This is a genomic window from Aeromonas taiwanensis (genome assembly GCF_000820165.1).
Classification (GTDB): domain Bacteria; phylum Pseudomonadota; class Gammaproteobacteria; order Enterobacterales; family Aeromonadaceae; genus Aeromonas; species Aeromonas taiwanensis.
The window spans coordinates 69,232-88,779 of sequence record NZ_CDDD01000058.1 but is presented as its reverse complement, the minus strand read 5'-3'; the positions used below and the strand labels follow the sequence as shown (position 1 = coordinate 88,779).

General features: G+C 65.8%; 17 protein-coding genes. 3 read left to right on the top strand and 14 right to left on the bottom strand.

Annotated elements, in window-relative coordinates; genetic code table 11:
* Positions 1-27: 27 nt before the first annotated feature.
* From cysG to argS, 13 genes are all read right to left on the bottom strand, one after another.
* Entirely contained in the window at positions 28-1,428 is a 1,401-nt protein-coding gene (gene cysG / locus BN1136_RS10675) for a siroheme synthase CysG (protein ID WP_043808471.1), read from the bottom strand.
* 12 nt (positions 1,429-1,440) lie between these two features.
* Positions 1,441-2,253: a nitrite transporter NirC gene (gene nirC, locus BN1136_RS10670; protein WP_043764053.1), complete on the bottom strand. Its 813-nt coding sequence runs from the start codon at positions 2,251-2,253 to the stop codon at positions 1,441-1,443.
* A gap of 57 nt (positions 2,254-2,310) precedes the next feature.
* Complete coding sequence (nirD, locus tag BN1136_RS10665) at positions 2,311-2,628, bottom strand: nitrite reductase small subunit NirD (RefSeq protein ID WP_043764052.1); 318 nt, start codon at positions 2,626-2,628, stop codon at positions 2,311-2,313.
* Positions 2,629-2,734: 106 nt separating this feature from the next.
* Positions 2,735-5,281: a nitrite reductase large subunit NirB gene (gene nirB, locus BN1136_RS10660; RefSeq protein WP_043764051.1), complete on the bottom strand. Its 2,547-nt coding sequence runs from the start codon at positions 5,279-5,281 to the stop codon at positions 2,735-2,737.
* Between the two features lie 300 nt (positions 5,282-5,581).
* Entirely contained in the window at positions 5,582-6,670 is a 1,089-nt protein-coding gene (locus tag BN1136_RS10650; protein ID WP_043764049.1) for an ABC transporter permease, read from the bottom strand.
* Positions 6,671-6,672: 2 nt separating this feature from the next.
* On the bottom strand, positions 6,673-7,758 hold the full coding sequence (locus BN1136_RS10645; protein WP_369440779.1) for an ABC transporter permease: 1,086 nt from the start codon (positions 7,756-7,758) through the stop codon (positions 6,673-6,675).
* 26 nt (positions 7,759-7,784) lie between these two features.
* On the bottom strand, positions 7,785-9,557 hold the full coding sequence (locus tag BN1136_RS10640; RefSeq protein WP_043764048.1) for an ATP-binding cassette domain-containing protein: 1,773 nt from the start codon (positions 9,555-9,557) through the stop codon (positions 7,785-7,787).
* Entirely contained in the window at positions 9,554-10,522 is a 969-nt protein-coding gene (gene hlyD, locus BN1136_RS10635; protein WP_043764047.1) for a secretion protein HlyD, read from the bottom strand. Before hlyD ends, BN1136_RS10640 begins: the two co-directional genes overlap by 4 nt.
* Before the next feature lie 162 nt (positions 10,523-10,684).
* Positions 10,685-11,317 carry a TetR/AcrR family transcriptional regulator gene (locus tag BN1136_RS10630; protein ID WP_043764046.1) on the bottom strand — a complete coding sequence of 211 codons (633 nt, stop codon included), beginning with the start codon at positions 11,315-11,317 and terminating at the stop codon, positions 10,685-10,687.
* Between the two features lie 160 nt (positions 11,318-11,477).
* Positions 11,478-12,806: an HslU--HslV peptidase ATPase subunit gene (gene hslU / locus BN1136_RS10625; protein ID WP_043764045.1), complete on the bottom strand. Its 1,329-nt coding sequence runs from the start codon at positions 12,804-12,806 to the stop codon at positions 11,478-11,480.
* Between the two features lie 54 nt (positions 12,807-12,860).
* On the bottom strand, positions 12,861-13,394 hold the full coding sequence (gene hslV, locus BN1136_RS10620) for an ATP-dependent protease subunit HslV (protein ID WP_042078734.1): 534 nt from the start codon (positions 13,392-13,394) through the stop codon (positions 12,861-12,863).
* Between the two features lie 185 nt (positions 13,395-13,579).
* Positions 13,580-14,428 (bottom strand): SPOR domain-containing protein, encoded by an 849-nt coding sequence (locus tag BN1136_RS10615; RefSeq protein ID WP_043764044.1) that lies wholly within the window; start codon positions 14,426-14,428, stop codon positions 13,580-13,582.
* A 3-nt stretch (positions 14,429-14,431) separates the two neighbouring features.
* A complete protein-coding gene (gene argS / locus BN1136_RS10610) occupies positions 14,432-16,177 on the bottom strand; it encodes an arginine--tRNA ligase (protein ID WP_043764043.1) in 1,746 nt (581 codons plus the stop codon).
* 314 nt (positions 16,178-16,491) lie between these two features.
* Between argS and BN1136_RS10605 the strand changes: the two genes are divergently transcribed.
* The 3 genes from BN1136_RS10605 (at position 16,492) to BN1136_RS10595 (ending at position 18,406) form a co-directional block, all read left to right on the top strand.
* Complete coding sequence (locus tag BN1136_RS10605) at positions 16,492-17,058, top strand: LON peptidase substrate-binding domain-containing protein (protein ID WP_043764042.1); 567 nt, start codon at positions 16,492-16,494, stop codon at positions 17,056-17,058.
* Between the two features lie 120 nt (positions 17,059-17,178).
* Complete coding sequence (locus tag BN1136_RS10600; protein ID WP_043764041.1) at positions 17,179-17,748, top strand: sigma-70 family RNA polymerase sigma factor; 570 nt, start codon at positions 17,179-17,181, stop codon at positions 17,746-17,748.
* Positions 17,741-18,406, top strand: coding sequence for a ChrR family anti-sigma-E factor (locus BN1136_RS10595; protein WP_043764040.1), 666 nt, complete (start codon positions 17,741-17,743; stop codon positions 18,404-18,406). Before BN1136_RS10600 ends, BN1136_RS10595 begins: the two co-directional genes overlap by 8 nt.
* Before the next feature lie 64 nt (positions 18,407-18,470).
* Here BN1136_RS10595 and bacA read toward each other — a convergent pair whose 3' ends face one another.
* Complete coding sequence (gene bacA, locus BN1136_RS10590; protein WP_043764039.1) at positions 18,471-19,286, bottom strand: undecaprenyl-diphosphate phosphatase; 816 nt, start codon at positions 19,284-19,286, stop codon at positions 18,471-18,473.
* Positions 19,287-19,548 lie beyond the last annotated feature (262 nt).

Here is a 19,548-nt window from a genome sequence, read left to right as displayed (position 1 = left end):
AAGCGCCTCGATGAGGCGCTTCTCGTGTCAGGCGCTGGCCTGCATTGAGGTGGGGCTGGTGCCGAACCAGGCGAGCTGATCGGCCAGGGTCACCACGGATCCCACCATGATGAGCGCCGGGCTCTCGACCCCCACCGCCAGCTCGGGCAACTGGTCCAGGGTGCCGCGAATGACCCGCTGGCTCGGCTGGGTGCCGCGCTCGATGAGCGCCACCGGGGTGTCGCCCCCCTTGCCGTGGGCCAGCAGCTGCTCGCGGATGGTGGCGCAGGATGAGAGCCCCATGTAGAACACCAGGGTCTGCCTGTCTTTTGCCAGCAACGGCCAGTCGAGATCCTGGGCCCCCCCCTTGCCGTGGGCGGTGACGAAGCGCACGCTCTGGGCGTGATCCCGGTGGGTCAGGGGAATGCCGGCGTAGGCGGCGCAACCGCTCGCCGCCGTGATCCCCGGCACCACCTGAAAGCCAATGCCAGTACCAACGAGCGTTTCCAGCTCCTCGCCGCCACGGCCGAAGATGAAGGGGTCGCCTCCCTTCAGCCGTACCACCCGCTGCCCCTTCTTCGCCTCGTCCAGCAAGAGCTGGTTGATCCCCTCCTGGGGCACGCAGTGGTTGCCTGCCTGTTTGCCGACGAAGATGCGTTTGGCGTCGCGGCGCACCAGCGCCATCACCTCGTCGGAGACCAGGCGGTCATAGACCACCACATCCGCCTGCTGCATCTGGCGCAGGGCGTGCAGGGTGAGCAGACCCGGATCCCCGGGGCCGGCACCGACCAGCACCACCTCGCCGTGAGCCTTGCTCTCCTCGGCAAACAGGGTATCGGCCAGCTGGTGGGCGGAGGCGTGATCGCCCCGCGCCAGCGCCTGACCGAGGCGATCGGCCCCGAGCAGCCGCTCCCAGAAGCGGCGCCGCTCCCCCATGGTGGCAAAGCGCGCCTTGACCCTATCCCGCAGGCTGCCGGCAAAGGTCGCCACGGCGCCCAGGTGCTGGGGCAGCATGGCTTCGAGTTTCTCCCGCAGCAGCCGGGCCAGCACCGGCGCCTTGCCGCCGGAGGAGATGGCCACCATCAGGGGCGAGCGATCGATGATGGATGGCATGATGAAGCTGGAGCGCTTGGGATCATCCACCACGTTGGCAAAGATCCGCGCCTGATTTGCGCTCTGGTAGACCAGGGCGTTCACCTCGCGCCGATCGGTGGCGGCCACCACCAGCCACTTGCCCGCCAGTTGCTGCGGCGCGAATTCGCCGGCCAGCCACTCGATGCTCCCGTTGGCAGCCAGTTCAGCCAGCTCGGGGTCGAGCTCGGGAGCGACCACGGTGAGGAGGGCGCCGGCATCCAGCAGCAGGCGTGCCTTGCGCTCCGCTACCTCGCCGCCGCCGACCAGCAGCACGGGTTTGTTGTCGAGTTGGCAAAAGATGGGCAAGTAGTCCATGGGGCCTCCTGATCAGGCGGTTTGGGTCTGGCTGGCGGTGCTGGTGGCGTCGGTCACCGCGACAGGGCGTTCAGCCTTGGGGGTGGCATACCAGTAGCCCAGACCCATGAAGAGGACGCCGGAGACGGTGTTGCCCAGGGTCACCCACAGCAGGTTGTGGCCGATGCCGCCCAGGGTGTAGGCCTCGGAGTGGGCGCCGAACCAGGAGAGGGCGAACAGGGTCATGTTGGCGATGGAGTGTTCGTAGCCGGAGGCGATGAAGGCCAGCAGGCACCACCAGATGGCGATGAAGCGGGCGGCCCCTTCGGTGCGCAGCGCCATCCAGATGGCGAGGCAGACCAGCCAGTTGCAGAGGATCCCTTTCATAAACAGCACCATCGCGGGCATTTGGGTCTTGGCCAGCGCCACCTTGTGGGCCAGGCTGCCCGCATCCGGCAGCAGGCTGCCGCCGTAGGAGTAGATGAGCGCCACCGCGATGGAGCCGAGCAGGTTGCCCGCCCAGGTCTGGGGCAGGATGCGCAGCAGGTCAGCCATGGTGATCTTGCCCGTCTTCACCCCGAAGGTGAGGAACATGGTGTGGCCGGTGTAGAGCTCGGAGCCGGCGATGATGACCAGGGTCAGGGCGATGCCGAAGGTGGCCCCCATTACCAGCGGACGGACGGTGGGATCCACCAGGTTGCCGAGGGTGAAGATGAGGATGATGCCAAGGCCCACATAGGCCCCCGCCATGGCGGAGCTGAGCCAGAAGCCGAGCTTGTCGCTGCGCTCGAAGCGGTTGATGCGGGCCGCGTTGGCGGCGCACTTGTTGATGGTTTCGGTATACATCTTTGTTTCCTTCAAGAGGGCCGCCCGCAGGCAGCCCGAAAGAGAGTGAAATCGGCTTTAGACGGCGACCCAGACCTGCTGGTCGCGCACTTCAACGGAATAGCTCTGTACCGACATCGCAGGGTTGTCGAAACAGTGGCCGTCCCTCAGGCGAAAGCGCTGCTTCTTGAGGGGGCTGGCCACCCAGAGTTCGCCGTCGTGTTCGCAGAGGATGCCCCGCGACAGCACGTTGGCGGCGAAGAAGGGATCCCGGTTGTCGATGGCGAACACCTCGGCCGCCGCGCTCGGGCGGAACAGGGCGATCTGGCGTCCTTCAATGAGTGCACAGACGCCGGTGCCCGGCAGGATGTCGTTGAGCTGGCAGGCAAGTTTCATGATTGAACCTCCACATCGAGCGGAACAGACAGGTGCTGGCGACCTTCCAGCAGGGCACAAACACAGGTGCCAGGCAGGATGTCGTTGAGTTGGCAGGCAAGTGTCATCATTTGGTCTCCACCTCGATCTGGTAGACGGGGATGCGCTCGGCCGGGGTCGCCGGTCGGTGCTGGTCACGCTCGGCAACGAACTGGACGTCCGGATCGCGCTTGTCGCTGTTGATGAAGTGGCTGAAGCGCTGCAACGCCTGCTCTTCGTTGAGGGTGCGCGACCATTCGCACTCGTAGCTGTCGATGAGGGTCTGGATATCGCGCTCCAGCGTGTCGGCCAGCCCCAGCTTGTCGTCGACGATCACCTCGCGCAGGTAGTCGACGCCCCCTTCCAGATTGCCGAGCCAGACCGAGGTGCGCTGCAGTTTGTCGGCGCTCATGACGTAGAACATCATGAAACGGTCTATCAACCGGACTAACGTCTCGCGGTCGAGGTCAGACGCCAGCAGGTCGGCGTGGCGCGGCTTCATGCCGCCGTTGCCGCCCACATATAGGTTCCAGCCCGCGTCGGTGGCGATGATGCCGACGTCCTTGCCCTGGGCTTCCGCACATTCGCGGGTACAGCCGGAGACACCGAACTTCATCTTGTGGGGGGTGCGAATACCCTTGTAGCGGTTCTCGAGGAAGACCCCGAGGCCGACGCTGTCCTGCACGCCGAAGCGGCACCAGGTGCTGCCGACACAGGTCTTGGCCATGCGCAGCGCCTTGGCGTAGGCCTGGCCGGTCTCGAAACCCGCCGCCAGCAGCTTGCGCCAGATGGCGGGCAGATCATCTTTCTGGGCCCCGAACAGGCCGATGCGCTGGGCGCCGGTGATCTTGGTGTAGAGCTTGTAGTCGCGGGCCACTTCGGCCACCGCCAGCAGCCCTTCCGGGGTCACCTCGCCGCCGGCCATGCGCGGGATGACGGAGTAGGTCCCGTCCTTTTGCATGTTGCCGAGGAAGATGTCGTTGGTGTCCTGCAGCGGGGTGTTGAGCGGGCTCAGCACGTAGTCGTTCCAGCAGGAGGCAAGGATGGAGCCGACGGTCGGCTTGCACACCTCGCAGCCATGACCCTGACCATGCCTGGCCAGCAGCTCGTCGAAGCTCTTGATCCCCTCCACCTTGACCAGGTGGAACAGCTCCTGACGGGAGTGGGGGAAGTGGGCGCAGAGGTGGTTGTTGACTTCGATGCCCTGCTTCACCAGCTCGGCGTTGAGCACCTGGCTGATGAGGGGCACGCAGCCGCCGCAGCCGGTACCGGCCTTGGTGTGTTGCTTGATGGCGGCGAGGGTGGTGTGACCCTCGGCGACGGCCTGGGCGATGTCCCCCTTGGAGACGTCGAAGCAGGAGCAGATCTGGGCGCTTTCCGGCAGGGCATCCACCCCCAGGGTCGGCTTGGCACCAGCGTAGGCAGGCAGGATCAGGGTATCCGGGTGGCTCGGCAGGGGCAGGGCGTTGAGCATCATCTGCAGCAGGTTGCCGTAATCTTCCACGTCACCCACCAGCACGGCGCCGAGCAGGCAGCTGTTGTCTTCGCTCACCACGATTTTCTTGTAGACGCCGGCCTGATCGTCCTGGAACACATAGCTGTGGCTGCCCGGGGTGCGGCCGTGGGCATCGCCGATGGATCCGACGGAGACGCCGAGCAGCTTGAGCTTGGCGCTCATGTCAGCCCCTTCGAAGCGGCTGTCGCCGCCCAGCAGGTGGTCGACGGTGATCTGGGCCATCTTGTAGCCCGGGGCCACCAGGCCGAAGAAGCGGCCCTGCCAGGCGGCGCACTCGCCGATGGCATAGATGTCGGGGTCGGAGGTGAGGCAGTGATCGTCAATGACGATGCCGCCGCGCTCGGCGATGGCGAGATCGCCGTAGCGACCGAGGGTGTCTTGCGGGCGGATGCCGGTGGAGAAGACCACCACGTCCACTTCAAGCTGGCTGCCGTCGGCGAAGGCGAGGCGGTGTTTCGCCTGCTCACCGCCATGCATCAGGATCTCGCTGGTGCTCTTGCTGGTGTGCACCTGCACGCCCATGGATTCGATCTTGCGGCGCAGCAGCTGGCCGCCCTGACCGTCGAGCTGCTCGGCCATCAGTACCGGGGCAAACTCCACCACGTGGGTCTCGAGACCCAGCGCCTTGAGGGCACCGGCGGCTTCGAGGCCAAGCAGGCCGCCCCCGATCACCACCCCGCTCTTGCCGCTCTTGGCGGCGCTGCGGATGGCTTTCAGATCCTCGATGGTGCGATAGACGAAGCACTCGTGGTGCTGGCTGCCCTGAATGGGCGGCACCCAGGGGTAGGAGCCGGTGGCCAGTACCAGCTTGTCGTAACCGACCACAGTGCCCTTGTTGGAGTGCACCTCGCGGGCCGTTTTGTCGATTTTTTTCACCGCTTCGCCGAGCAGCAGGCGGATGCCGTGCTTGTCGTAGAAGCCGGGTTTGACGAGGGAGAGATCTTCGCTGGTGTGGTGAGAGAAGTAGGAGGAGAGGTGGACGCGATCGTAGGCAGGGCGTGGTTCTGCACCGAAGACGGTGATCTCGTATCGGCCCGGCTCGGCCCGCTCGATCAACTCTTCGATGAAGCGGTGCCCCACCATGCCGTTGCCTACAACGACCAGTCTGACTTTGCTCATGGTTGCCTCAAGTTTGGAGTAATAAAACATCAATCTGACGTTAGGCTATCCAGTTAGGGGAGGTGGGCAATTGATGCAAATCAAGTGTCTGTTTATATATCTCTTCAGGGGTAATGTTCGAAAATTCAAGCATATACATAAATGGGTATATTGAAGGCTCATTCAGGAGCCCTATCAGGGCAGTCAGGGAAGGGGGAAAGGTGAGGAGGCGAGGCCTTATCTGCCTGACGGAAAAGATGAAAATTGCCGTCATGAACCAGGAGACTCTGCATCGAGTCTCCTGGTGGAGCATCGACACCGTCAGGCGATGTGGCGGCGGAACAGGGCGAGGGCGAGGGAGAGGCTGATGCCACCGATGGCGATGAGGGGCCAGAGCAGGGGCCAGGCCGCCGACCAGCCGAGCCCCTTCAGGAAGACTCCCTTGAGCAGCACGATGAAGTGGGTCAGGGGGTCGATGGCGGCCAGCCACTGGAACACTTGCGGCATGTTCTCCACCGGCGAGACGTAGCCCGAGAGGATCACCGCCGGCACCATGAAGCAGAAGACCCCGAGAAACGCCTGCTGTTGGGTCGAACAGAGGGACGAGATGAAGAGCCCGATGCCGGCCAGCGCCAGACCGTAGCAGATCATGCCGGCCAGCAGCAGGGTCAGGCTGCCGGAAAACGGCACCGCGTAGACGAAGCTGGCCGCCAGCGCGACGATTGTGCCCTGCCCCACCGCTACCAGGATGCCGGGCACCGCCTTGCCCGCCATGATCCAGCCCGGGGTGAGGGGGGAGACCAGCAGCTGGTCGAAGGTACCCTCTTCCCGTTCGCGCGCCACCGACAGGGCGGTGACGATGAGGCAGCCGATGGTGGTGATGATGGCCACCAGAGAGGGGAGCACGTGCCAGCGAAACTCGATGTTGGGGTTGTAGAGGTGGCGCACCAGCAGCTCGGGGGCGCCGCGCCCCTCGCTCTGCCAGCGGGCGATCACCTGGTTGATGTAGTCCGCCGCCACCTGGCCGCCGTTGGAGCGGCGCCCGTCGACGATGAGCTGCAGCGGCGCGCGCTCTCCCCGGGCCAGCCGACGCGAGAAATCGGCGGGGATGATCAGCGCCAGCAGGGCCTGCTGCTCTGTGATCGCCGCCGTCACCCCGGGATCGCCCGCCACCGGTTGCACGGTCGTGAAGGCGGGCATATGGGTCAGGCGCTCCAGCAGCTCGCGGCTCTCGGCGCCCCCATCCTGGTTGTAGACGGCCAGGGTGTTGCCGGTCACCTCCAGGGTGGCGGCGAACGGGAACAGGGCGGTCTGCAGCAGCACCGGCATGATCAGCAGGAAGCGCCCCTGGGTGTTGCCCAGCAGGATGGAGAGCTCTTTTCGCACCAGCCACCAGAGTCGAGTCAGCATGGTTACTCCAGGGTTCGCCGCGTCTTGCGGGCGGTGAGGGCCAGCCAGAACGCGGCCAGCAGCAACAGACAGAGGGCGTTGACCAGCAGGATCGAGAGCACGTTGCCCGCCTGATAGAGGGTCTGCAGGGAGCTCGCGAAGTAGCGGGCCGGAATGAGGTGGGTGATGGCACGCAGCAACGGCGGCATGCTGGCAATCTCGAACACGAAGCCCGAGAGCATCATGGCCGGCAGGAAGGCCGCCGTCAGGGCCGCCTGGGCGGCGTTGAACTGGCTGCGCATCACGGTGGAGAGAAACAGCCCGAGCCCCAGGGCGCTGCCGAGAAACAGGCTGGTGACCAGGAACAGGACGGCCAGGGAGCCGCGCCAGGGCACCCCCATCACCACCACCGAGAAGAGCAGGCAGATGAACATGGCGGCGATGCCGAGCCCGTAGTAGGGGATGAGCTTGGAGAGCAGCAGCTCGGCCTTGGTCACCGGGGTGGCGAGCAGGGCCTCCATGGTGCCGCGCTCCCACTCCCGGGCCACCACCAGGGAGGTGAGCAGGGCGCCGATGATGGTCATCACGACGGCAATGGAGCCCGGCACCAGGAAGTTGCGGCTCACCAGCGCCGGGTTGAACCAGGCGCGGGTGCGCAGCTCCACCGGCTGGCTCCGGGGCTTGCCCTCAGTGAGAAGCCAGCCCTGCCAGATCCCCTGCACATAGTTGGTGACGAAGTTAGCCGTATTGGGCTCGGAGCCGTCGGTGAGCAGGGCGATGCGCGGCGCGCTGCCCCCCTGGCCCGCCAGGGCGCGGGAGAAGCCCTCGTCGATCACCAGCAACCCCCGGATCTCGCCGCGCGCCAGGCTCCCGAGCAGCGCCTCCTTGCTCGCGTCCCCGTGCACCTCCAGCGCGGTCGAGCCGCGCAGGGCCTGCTCGAAGCGGATCGCCGGCGCCCCGCCGTCGGCACGCCACACCCCGAGGCGCAGGTGGTCCACGTCCAGGTTGATGGCGTAGCCCATCACCACCAGCAGCACCACCGGCATGATGAAGGCGACCAGTATGCTGCTCGGGTCGCGCACGATCTGCAGCGACTCCTTGCGGCACAGGGCCAGCAGACGGCGGCGGCTGATGCTTATGCGTCCTCCTCGCTGGCCCGCTCGACCAGGGTGATAAAGGCCTCTTCCATGGTGGGCAAAGAGGTGGTGGGTAAGGCCATGGTGTGTGACGAATTGACGGGCATGGCCTGCGCCGCCTGTCCCTTGAGCTCGTCCGGGGTGCCGAGGGCCAGCAGCTTGCCGCGGTAGATGAGGGCGATGCGGTCGCAATACTCCGCCTCGTCCATGAAGTGGGTGGTGACCAGCACGGTCACCCCGTGATCGGCCAGGGCGTTGATGTGGGACCAGAACTCGCGCCGGGTGACCGGATCGACCCCAGATGTGGGTTCGTCGAGAAACAGCAACGGCGGCGCGTGCAGCAGGGCGCAGGCGAGCGAGAGGCGCTGGCGCAGCCCAAGCGGCAGGGCCTCGGCCTGCTGGCCGAGCCAGGGGCCGAGGGCGAAGGCCTCCACCATGGCGTCGATGCGCGCCTGCTGGGCGCGGCCGAACAGGCCGTAGATGCCGGCGAAGAACGACAGGTTCTGGGCCACGGTGAGCTGCTTGTAGAGGGAAAACTTCTGGGCCATGTAGCCGAGGTGCTGGCGCGCCGCCGACGGGCTGTGGGCGAGATCGATGCCGGTCACCAGGGCCTGGCCGCCGCTTGGGCGCAGCAGGCCGCACTCCATCTTGAAGGTGGTGGACTTGCCCGCCCCGTTGGGGCCGAGCAGGCCGAAGATCTCGCCCCGGCGCACCGCAAAGCTGACGTCGTCGGTGGCGGCAAAGTCCCCGAAGCGTTTGGTGAGGTGGCGCGCCTCGATCACCGCCTCGGGGGAGACCCCCGGCGGCAGCTCGGCCTCGGCCATGGTGGCGGCCAGGCTCGACTCCCCGCCCGGCCCGCCGCCGAGCAGATCGATGAAGGCATCCTCCAGCCGGGCCGGGGTCGGTGCGAAGGCTCCCTCGGAGAGCCCCAGCTCGCCGAGGGGAGGCGGTGCTGCATCGGGGCGCAGAAGCAGGCGCACCCGCTCCCCGGCCACGGCGCCGTCCATCACCGCCGGGTGGGCCAGGGCCCGGCGCAGCAGGGCGCGCCGGGCCCGCCCGTCCAGGTTGCCCGCCTCCAGCAGCCAGCAGCGGCTCGCCATGGCCCCCATCAGATCCGCCGGGGTGCCGCTGGTGCGCACCGCGCCCTCTGCCATCAGCAGCACGTGATCGCACAGCTCCGCCTCATCGAGATAGGCGGTGCTCCAGAGCACCGTCATGCCCCCCTGGGCGAGCTCGCGCACCATCTTCCACAGGGCGCGGCGGCTGATGGGGTCGACCCCGACCCCGGGTTCGTCCAGCAGCAGCACCTCGGGCTGGCCGAGCAGGGCGCAGGCGAGCCCGAGTTTCTGCTTCATCCCCCCCGACAGCTTGCCCGCCGGGCGGGCGGTGAAGCGGGCGAGATCGGTGAAGGCGAGCAGCCTGGCAAACGTCGGGCTGCGCTCGGGCTCCACCACGCCGCGCAAGTCGGCGTAGAGGGTGAGGTTCTCCAGCACGCTGAGATCTTCATACAGGCCGAACTGCTGGGGCATGTAGCCGAGGCGCTGGCGCAAGGCATCGCCCTCCTGCACCGGATCGAGCCCGAGCACCCGGCTCTGCCCGGCCTCCGGCACCAGCAGGCCTGCGAGCAGGCGCAGCAGGGTGCTCTTGCCCGCCCCGTCCGGCCCCACCAGGCCCGTGATGCCGCCGCCCGGTATGGTGGCCGAGATGGCATCCAGCGCCACCCGCTCGCCAAAGCGCTTGGTCAGCCCGTCGAGCCGGATGGCGGCGATCATGGGGCCAGCCTGACGGTGACCGGCATCCCCTGGCGCAGGGCCGGGTCCGGATCCTGCACCACGATGCGCAGCCGGTAGACCAGATGGGTGCGAAGGTCCGGCGTCTCTACCGATTTGGGTGTGAACTCGGCGCTGGGCGACACGAAGCCCACCACCCCCTGATAGGGCTTGTCCGGCCGTGAGTCGGTGGTGAGCTGCACCCTGGCGCCGCTCGGGAAGTGGCCGAGCCAGGGCTCCTCGACGTAGGCGCGCACCCAGACCGGGGTGGTGAGTGACAGGTTGAAGGCGGTGGCGCCGGCCTGCACCATGCTGCCCGTCTCGACGGCGCGGGTGAGGATGATGCCGTCGCTCGGGGCGGTCAGGGCCGCGTCCGCCAGGGCCAGCTCGGCGCTGGCAAGCGCCGCCTTGGCCCCTTCCAGCTGGGCATCGGACTGGGCGATCTCCTCGGGGCGGTAGCCGGTCTCGAGCTGGGCCAGCTGCTCGCGGGCGGCGCGTACCTGGGCCCGGGTTTGATCCCGCTGGGAGCGGGCGGTGTCGAGCTGGCCGCGGGAGACGGCGCCGGTGGCGGCCAGGGCGCGCTGGCGGCGCCACTGCTTGTCGGCCTCGAGAGCCGCGGCCTCGGCGGCACTGAGGGACGCCCGGGCGCGGTCCGTCTCCTCGCTGCGATACCCCTTGTGCATCAAGGCGTTGGCGGCGGTGAGCGCGGCCAGGTTGGCCCGTGCGCTGTCGCGGCTATGGATCAGCGGCGCCGGGTCGAGACGAGCCAGCAACTGGCCGGCCTGCACCGCGTCCCCCTCGTCCACCAGCACCTCGCTGACCCGGCCGCCGACCCGAAACGCCAGGTTCACGTCGCGGATGTCGACGTTGCCGTAGAGGACGGAGCCGTCGGCGGGCCGCCCCTGCCACCAGAGATAGCCTCCGATCAGGGTCAGCAGCACGACCAGCAGTACGATGCGTTGCTTCATACTCGATCTCCTTCGGGGCGGCCCTGCCACCCGAGGTAGCCACTGAGCGGGGCCAGCAGCACGGCCAGGAGTGCAATACGTTGTTTCATACCCGATCTCCTTGCCACCCGAGGTTGCCACTGAGCAGGGTCAGCAGCACGGCCAGGAGTGCGATGCGTTGCTTCATAGGGGTTCTCCTTGGGGACGGCGCAGGCCGCGCAGGGCCCAGACCAGCCGCTGCTGGGCGGCCTCGGGGTTGTCGATTTGGGCGAGGAAGGGGGCAGCCTGCTCGGGCAACCAGCCGAGCTGGCGCCCGCCACCGGCGATCACCAGGGGCAGGCCGACCGCCCCCATGATGAAGATCATCAGCTGCACCGGGTTGCCCGCCACCAGCGAACCTTCGGCCTGGGCACGCTGTACCTGCTCGAGCAGCAGCAGGGGGTGGCGGCGCGGCAGGCTGAGCAGGAAGCGCTGGGCGGCGCCTTCCCCTGCCAGGGCATCGCCGAACAGGTGGTTGATGAAGCCGCGCTGGCGCCCCACCAGGGCGATCAGCGCCTGCATGGTGGCCTCGAACTGGGTGAGGGCATCGGGGTAGGCGCCGCGGGCGGCCACCGCCTTGAGCTCATCAAAGAGGGGGGCGTACCAGAGCTCCACCAGCTCGTCGATGAAGGCGTCGCGATTGCCAAAGTGGTAGACGAAGGAGCCGAGGTTTACCCCGGCGGCGGCCGCCAGCTCGCGCACCGTGAGGCCGCGCAGCCCCTTGTCGGTGGCGATGGCGAGGCCGGTATCGAGCAGTTTTTGCCGGGTCGGGTGCACTGTGTTATCCCCATGGTGTGCAAATAATACACGAAGTTATACGTATGTATAAATCAAGTCCGATAATGAAGGAAGCACTTTTTTGAGCAGGGAGGGAGAGAGAAAGAAAATAAAAACGCCTCCACAAAGGGAGGCGTTTGGATAACGTGAGGAGCGGGCCTTACAGAATAAAGCGGCTCAGATCCTCGTCTTCAATCAGCTTGCCGAGGTGGGCGTTGACGTAGGCGGTGTCGATGACGAAGGTTTCACCGGATTTCTCGGAGGCGTCGTAGGAGATGTCTTCCATCAGGCGCTCCATCACGGTGTGCAGACGGCGGGCACCGATATTCTCGGTGCGCTCGTTGACCTGCCAGGCGGCCTCGGCCAGACGGCGGATGCCATCCTTGGTGAACTCTATCTTGACCCCTTCGGTGGCCATCAGCGCCTGGTACTGATCGGTCAGTGAGGCGTTCGGCTCGGTCAGGATGCGTTCGAAATCTTCGGTGGTCAGCGCGGTCAGCTCGACCCGGATCGGCAGACGGCCCTGCAGCTCGGGGATGAGATCGGACGGCTTGGCGATCTGGAAGGCGCCGGAGGCGACGAACAGGATATGGTCGGTCTTGACCATGCCGTGCTTGGTGTTGACGGTGCAGCCCTCGACCAGCGGCAGCAAGTCGCGCTGGACCCCCTCGCGGGAGACATCCGGGCCCGAGCTCTCGCCGCGCTTGCAGATCTTGTCGATCTCGTCGAGGAAGACGATGCCGTTGTTCTCGACGGAGGCGATGGCTTTCTGCTTCAGCTCTTCCGGGTTGACCAGGCGAGCCGCTTCTTCTTCGATCAGCGCCTTCATGGCCTCTTTGACCTTGACCTTGCGCTTCTTCTTCTGGTTCTGGCCCAGGTTCTGGAACAGCCCCTGCAGCTGGTTGGCCATCTCTTCCATGCCCGGCGGGGTCATGATCTCGACGCCCATCGGGGAAGCGGCCAGGTCCAGCTCGATCTCCTTGTCATCCAGCTGACCTTCGCGCAGCTTCTTGCGGAAGATCTGGCGGGTGTTGGAGTTGTCGGCCTTCTCCTCCTCGCCCCAGCTGTTGCGCGGGTTCGGCAGCAGGGCGTCGAGGATGCGCTCTTCGGCAGCTTCCTCGGCGCGGTATTTCATCTTCTCCATCTCGGTCTCGCGCACCAGCTTGATGGCGACATCGGTCAGATCGCGGATGATGCTGTCCACTTCCTTGCCCACGTAGCCCACTTCGGTGAACTTGGTCGCTTCGACCTTGATGAAGGGGGCATTGGCCAGCTTGGCCAGGCGGCGGGCGATCTCTGTCTTGCCCACGCCGGTCGGGCCTATCATCAGGATATTCTTCGGGGTCACCTCGTGGCGCATCTCTTCATTGAGCTGCATGCGGCGCCAGCGGTTGCGCAGGGCCACGGCCACCGCGCGCTTGGCATCGGCCTGACCAATGATGTGCCGGTCCAGCTCGTGGACGATTTCTCTCGGGGTCATCTCGGACATGATGGGATTCCTGTGTCGGGGGCGGCGTGGCCGCCCCTGGAGATTGGGGGGCGCTTACTTGGCGCTGTAGTCCAGCACTTCGACGGTGTGGTGCTGGTTGGTGAAGACGCAGATGTCGCCCGCAATCTTGAGGGCCTTCTCGACGATGCTCTTGGCATCCAGATCTGTGTTCTCCAGCAGGGCGATGGCGGCGGACTGGGCGAAGTTGCCGCCGCTGCCGATGGCGATGAGATCGTGCTCCGGCTGCACCACGTCACCGTTGCCGGTGATGATGAAGGATTTGTGCTCGTCGGCGACCGCCAGCAGGGCCTCAAGGCGGCGCAGGGCGCGATCGGTGCGCCAGTCCTTGGCCAGCGCCACGGCGGCGCGCTCCAGGTTGCCCTGGTGGGCCTGCAGCTTGGCTTCGAAGCGCTCGAGCAGGGTGAAGGCATCGGCGGTGCCGCCGGCGAAACCTGCCAGCACCTTGCCGTTGTAGAGGCGATGAACCTTGCGGGCATTGCCCTTCATGACGGTGTTGCCAAGGGAAACCTGGCCATCGCCACCGATGACGACCTGACCGTTGCGGCGAACTGAAACTATGGTAGTCACTTCATTTACCTCGCTTGAGCCGAATGACGGCCTGACTGTGCATGGCAACAAAGATGGGGATGGCGCACCGGCTTTTCAAGCCTGTTTATTGTGCGGATGGCGGGGAGGGGGAGATGGGCGCCAGGAGGGCGTCGAAAGAAACAGGGCCGGGTGTTGCCACCCGGCCCTGTGCATGGACGCAGCGATCACCCCTTCCTGGGGATGCAGCCACTGATGCCGGAGCCCTGCAGCTTGCGGTTGGCCGCGTCGGCCGCCGCCTTGCCGTTGAAGGGGCCCACCATCACCTTGTAGACGGTGCCGTTGGCGCCGTTGATCACCTGCAGGCTGGAGGAGAGTCCGGCGGTAAAGGCGATGCGCGCCTTGAGCGACTCCGCGGAGTCCTGGGAGCGCAGGGCGGCGCACTGCATCATGTAGCGGCCGCCGTCGGCAGCTGCCGTCTGTGCAGACTGGGTCGCTGCCTGGGCCCTGGCGGCCTCGGCCCGTTCCCGTTCCAGCTCGGCGCGGATCTCCCGCTCCATCCGTTCACGTTCGGCCTTCTGGTCGATCACCTGCTCCCGGGCGCTGGCGACCGGGGCGGCGGTGGCCGGCTTGGTCGGCTGCACCGGCTGCGGCTGATAGGGCTTCGTCTGGCCGATGGGGGTGCCCGGTTGGGGAATGTCGGTCGGCACCGGCTGCGGCAGTGTCTCCGGCTGCAGGGTGACGGTCGGCGCGGGCGGTGGCGGCAGCACGCCCGGCTGGGGCGGCGGCTCGATGACGTCCACCTGCTTGTTCTCCAGCCGCTCGATGTAGCTCCACTTCTCCTGGGGCAGGCCATTGCCCTGCGCCTTGGGCTTGTTCGCCTTTACCTGTTCCTCGATGGTGGGGGCGTCGGCCCCCTTGCCGTTGATGAGGTAGAGGAAGGCGCCGAAGCCGACCACCAGGGCCCCGGCCAGCAGTGCCGGGATAACAGGAAAGCGGCGAGGGGCCGCTTTCTTGATGTTACGGCCACCCGCCCGGCGTCGCGGGCTGTTGCCGACGTAATCCCGGGTCGCCATCTATTACATGCGCTCCAGGGTGTGGATGCCCAGCACGCCCAGGCCCAGCTTGAGCACCTTGGCGGTGGCCGCACACAGCAGCAGACGGCTCTGGCGAGTGGCCTCGTCGACGCCATCCTTGTTGATCGGGCAGGCTTCGTAGAAGGTCATAAAGTTGCCAGACAATTCATAGAGATATGTGCACAGAAGGTGCGGCATCCCCTTGTCCGCCACGCCATTGACCGCGTCGGAGAACTGGATCAGTTTCTGGGCCAGGGTCTCTTCCGCCTCTTCGGCCAGGATCACCTTGCCGCTCAGGGTATCGGCATCGACGCCGGCCTTGCGGAAGATGGACTGGATGCGGGTGTAGGCGTACTGCAGATAGGGCGCGGTGTTGCCCTCGAACGACAGCATCAGATCCCAGTCGAAGATGTAGTCCGTGGTGCGGTTCTTGGAGAGATCCGCGTACTTGACCGCACCCATGGCGATGGCATGAACCACCTGGGCCTTCTCCTCGGCGGAAAGGTCGCTGTTGCGGCTCTCCAGCAGGGCGGCGGCGCGCTCTTCCGCCTCGTTCAGCAGGTCGACCAGCTTGACGGTGCCGCCGGAGCGGGTCTTGTAGGGACGGCCATCCTTGCCCAGCATCATGCCGAAGGCGTGGTGCTCGAGGGGCACGGATTCCGGCACATAGCCCGCCTTGCGGGTGATGGTCCAGGCCTGCATCAGGTGCTGGTGCTGACGGGAGTCGATGAAGTACATGACACGGTCGGCGCCCAGGGTTTCATAGCGGTACTTGGCACAGGCGATGTCGGTAGTGGTGTAGAGGAAGCCGCCGTCGCTCTTCTGGATGATGACGCCCATGGGCTCGCCATCCTTGTTCTTGAACTCGTCCAGGAACACCACGGTGGCGCCTTCGCTCTCGACCGCGAGGCCCTTGACCTTCAGGTCGGCCACGATCTGGGGCAGCATGTCGTTGTACATGGACTCGCCCATGATGTCCTTGTTGGTCAGGGAGACATTCAGGCGGTCGTAGTTGCGCTGGTTCTGTTCCATGGTCATGTCGACCAGCTTCTTCCACATGGCGCGGCAGTACTCGTCACCGCCCTGCAGCTTGACCACGTAGTTGCGCGCGCGCTCGGCGAAGGCTTCGTCTTCGTCGTAGTGGCGCTTGGCCTGGGTGTAGAAGGCTTCCAGATCGCGCAGCTCCATGTCGGAGGCGTGCTCGTTGGCCATCTTCTCCAGATAGGCGATCAGCATGCCGAACTGGGTGCCCCAGTCGCCGATGTGGTTGGCGCGGATCACCTTGTGGCCGAGGAACTCCAGGGCGCGGGCGGCCACGTCACCGAGGACGGTGGAGCGGATGTGGTGCACCGCCATCTCCTTGGCCACGTTCGGGGCGGAGTAGTCCACCACCACTGTCTGGGCGGTCGGCAGTTTCACGTTGGCGTTGGCGGAGGTCACCATGGCCTCGACCTGACCGGCCAGCCAGCTGGGGTCGAAGAAGAAGTTGATGAAGCCGGGGCCGGCGATCTCGACCTTGGCGATCAGATCGGAGGCGGGCAGGTGCTCGATGATGGCGGCGGCCAGCTCGCGGGGATTCTTGCGGGCCGGTTTGGCCAGCAGCATGGCCAGGTTGGTGGCCAGGTCACCGTGAGCCTTTTCCTTGCATCGGTCTACTTGCACCCGGGCTTCCAGGTCCGCCGGCAGGATGCCCGCTGACTTGAGATTGGCTACCGTTTGTTCAAGTAGATGATGAATATGCTCTTTCATAACTGACCACCGAGGTTGCGCGTCGAAAAATGACAGACTGGATAAGGGCGTGAATTTTACCCGCATCGGGCCGAGAAAACTATAGGAACGGCCCGCACCCATGGGTGTGGCGGATATTTCACTGCATTTTCCACCACATTGCAGGATATTGATTTGGATAAGTGGTGGTTATCCATTTCTACTGCATATCGAAGCGGCTTGTCCAGGCTATTTTCCCCTGATTGTTAAGAGGTTATTTAGACCGATTCGATCTGAATGATCCCGCCTCGCACGACGGTCGTATCCTTAGAGGAAGCCGATGGAGGACGATTTCGATGAAACTGGCGCTGTTCCCGCTCTCTGCTCACCTGCTGCCCGGCGGCATCATGCCGCTGCGCATCTTCGAGTCCCGCTACCAGCGCATGGTCGCCGAGTCCCGGGAGAGGGAGTTTGCGCTCTGCATGCTGGACCCTCGTCAGCCCGATGCGCTGCGCAACATGTATCCCATCGCCACCCGGGTGCGGATCATCGACTTCGATCTGCTGCCGGACGGCCTGCTCGGCATTACCGTGCTCGGCGTGGAGCGGGTCAGGATCACCGATCTGTGGCAGGAATCCGACGGCCTGCGGGTCGGCGAGGTGGAACCCCTGCCCCCCTGGCAGAGCGCCCGGCTCAAGGCCGATCAGCACTCCCTGGCCAAGGCGCTGCAGGACGTGTTCAACGACTACCCCGAGTATGCCGCTCTCTACCCCGCGCCGGACTGGGAGGACGCGAGCTGGGTGGCCCAGCGCTGGCTGGAGGTGCTGCCCATCCCGGTGGAGCAGAAGCAGTGGCTGGTGGCGGCCAAGGACAACCAGCCCGCCCTCTCCCTGCTGAGTGGCCTGCTGGTCGCGAGCCACTGACACGTCAGGGTGATCCTTTTCCCTTCCCGCGCGTATTGGTGAAGACCACGACACGCGAGGGATGGCGCAATGGCATATACTGGCCAACCACAATCGGCTCCACGCAGGACATCGCCCCCCATGGATAACCCAGATGGCGATCTGACTTCTCTTCTCATCCGTGTGGCGGAGCAGGGCGACAAGGCTGCCTTCGCCACCCTGTTTCACCACTTCGCCCCGCGCATCCGCGGCTATGGGCTGCGGCACCTCGGCAGCGAGGCCAACGCCATGGAGCTGGTCCAGGAGACCATGCTGCTGGTTTGGCAGAAGGCACGCCTCTACCACCCCGACAAGGGGGCGCCGACCACCTGGATCTACACGGTGATGCGCAACCAGAGCTTCGACATGCTGCGCCGCCGCCGTGCCAGCAAGGAGGAGCTCTGCGCCGAGGAGCTGTGGCCCCTGCTGGAGTTCAGGGCGGAGGAGGAGCACCTGAGCGGCGGCGAAGACGCCGTGCTGACTCGCCAGATGGCCCGTTATGTGGCCACCCTGCCGGAACCGCAGCAGCAGGTGGTGCGCGGCCTCTATCTGCAGGAGCTCTCCCAGCAGGAGCTGGCAGACAGGCTCGGCGTGCCGCTCGGCACCATCAAGTCCCGCCTCCGTCTGGCATTACAGAAACTGAAGGAACAAGTGGAGCAAGGCCATGATTAAGACCCATCCGACTGCACTCATGCTGCGCGCCTTTGCCGCCGACGAGCTGCCCCTGCCGCTGGCCGTCGGCGTCTCCGCCCATTGCGAGCTCTGCCCCGATTGCGCCGCCCGGGTCAAGGAGTGCGAAGAGGAGCTGGCCCGGGAGCACCTGATGCCCGACGAACCGGACGAGGCGTTGCCGCCCGGGTTCGATGCCATGCTCGCCGGGATACTGCAGCAACCCGCTCCCCCTGTGAGCACACGCGAGCGGCATGGGCAGACGGCCCCCGAGCTGAGGGTGGCGGGCCAGAGCTACCGCCTGCCACGGGTGCTGGCCAGGCACCATGACCCCAGGTGGCGCCACCTCGGCGCCATTCGTCAGCACAGCCTGCCGCTCGACGAGATGGGGGCTCGCGCCAGCCTGCTGCACATCGAGGCGGGAGGGCGCATTCCGGAGCACACCCACAAGGGCTATGAGCTGACCCTGCTGCTGGCGGGCACCATCGAAGATGGCGACACCCGCTATCAGGCGGGGGACTTCATCTGGCGCGACGCCAGCCATGCCCACAGCCCGCACACGCCGGACGGTTGCCTCTGCTATACGGTGCAGAACGCGCCCGTGCAGTTCACCAAGGGGCTGTCGCGGCTGCTCAACGGCATCAGTCATCGCCTCTACTGAGGCGCCCGCCATCATGAAAAAAGGGACCAAGAGGTCCCTTTTTTGTTGTGCGTTTCGCAGTCTGTCAGGCCACGAAGACCAGGTAGACGGCGAAGGCCACCACGAAGCGGTAGATGGCGAACGGGATGAAGTCGAGGCGACGGATCAGCGCCAGGAAGGTCTTGATGGCGATCATGGCCACCACGAAGGCAGTGACGAAGCCCACCGCGAACATGGGGAAATCGGCCATGGAGAGGAAGTCGCGGCTCTTGTAGAGGTCCAGGCCGCTGGCCGCGATCATCATGGGCACCGCCATGATGAAGGAGAACTCGGCCGCCGCATGACGACTGATCCCCATCAGCATGCCGCCGCTGATGGTGGCGCCGGAGCGGGAGAAGCCGGGCCAGAGCGCCAGGCACTGGAACAGGCCGATGCCGAACGCCTGCTTGTAGCTGATGTCGTCCAGGGTCTCGGCGCGCACCGCAGGGCGGAACTTCTCGGCGATGATGAGCAGGATGCCGCCGGCCACCAGGGCATACATCACCGTCTCCGGGCCAAACAGATAGGCCTTGATCCAGCTGTGGACCAGCAGCCCGATGACCACGGCGGGCAGCATCCCGAGGATGACGTGCACCAGCGTCAGGGTGGCCTGGCCCTGCGGCGGCTTCTGGCCGAAATGAATGCCGATGAGGCCAAACAGGCGGCGCCAGAACATGACGACCACCGCCAGGATGGAGCCCAGCTGGATCACCACCTCGAAGGTGGCGGCCTTGGGGCCTTCAAACCCGAGCAGGTGGCCGACGATGATCATGTGGCCGGTGGAGGAGACGGGCAAAAATTCGGTCAGGCCTTCCACTATGCCCAGCACGAAGGCGACAAACAGGGCGTAGGATTCGGTCATGGTGCAGATCTCTTGGTTGATGGGTCTGGATAAAATCAGCCCCGATCAGGGTCGGGGCGGCCAATGATGGCGGAAAATCGCGCGGGCAACCAGAGATTATTGGGGGCTGTGTCTGCGAACCTGGCCGACCCCTCTTGTGGGAGAGGGGCGGGGTAGGTAGCGCTCCTGTTTTCCGGGGCGCGGGGCCGGCGCCGCCATGGTCACGTCATTGTCTGACATGACCTTTTGTGCGGACTGACGGCTCGGGCCGGCGGCTCATCCC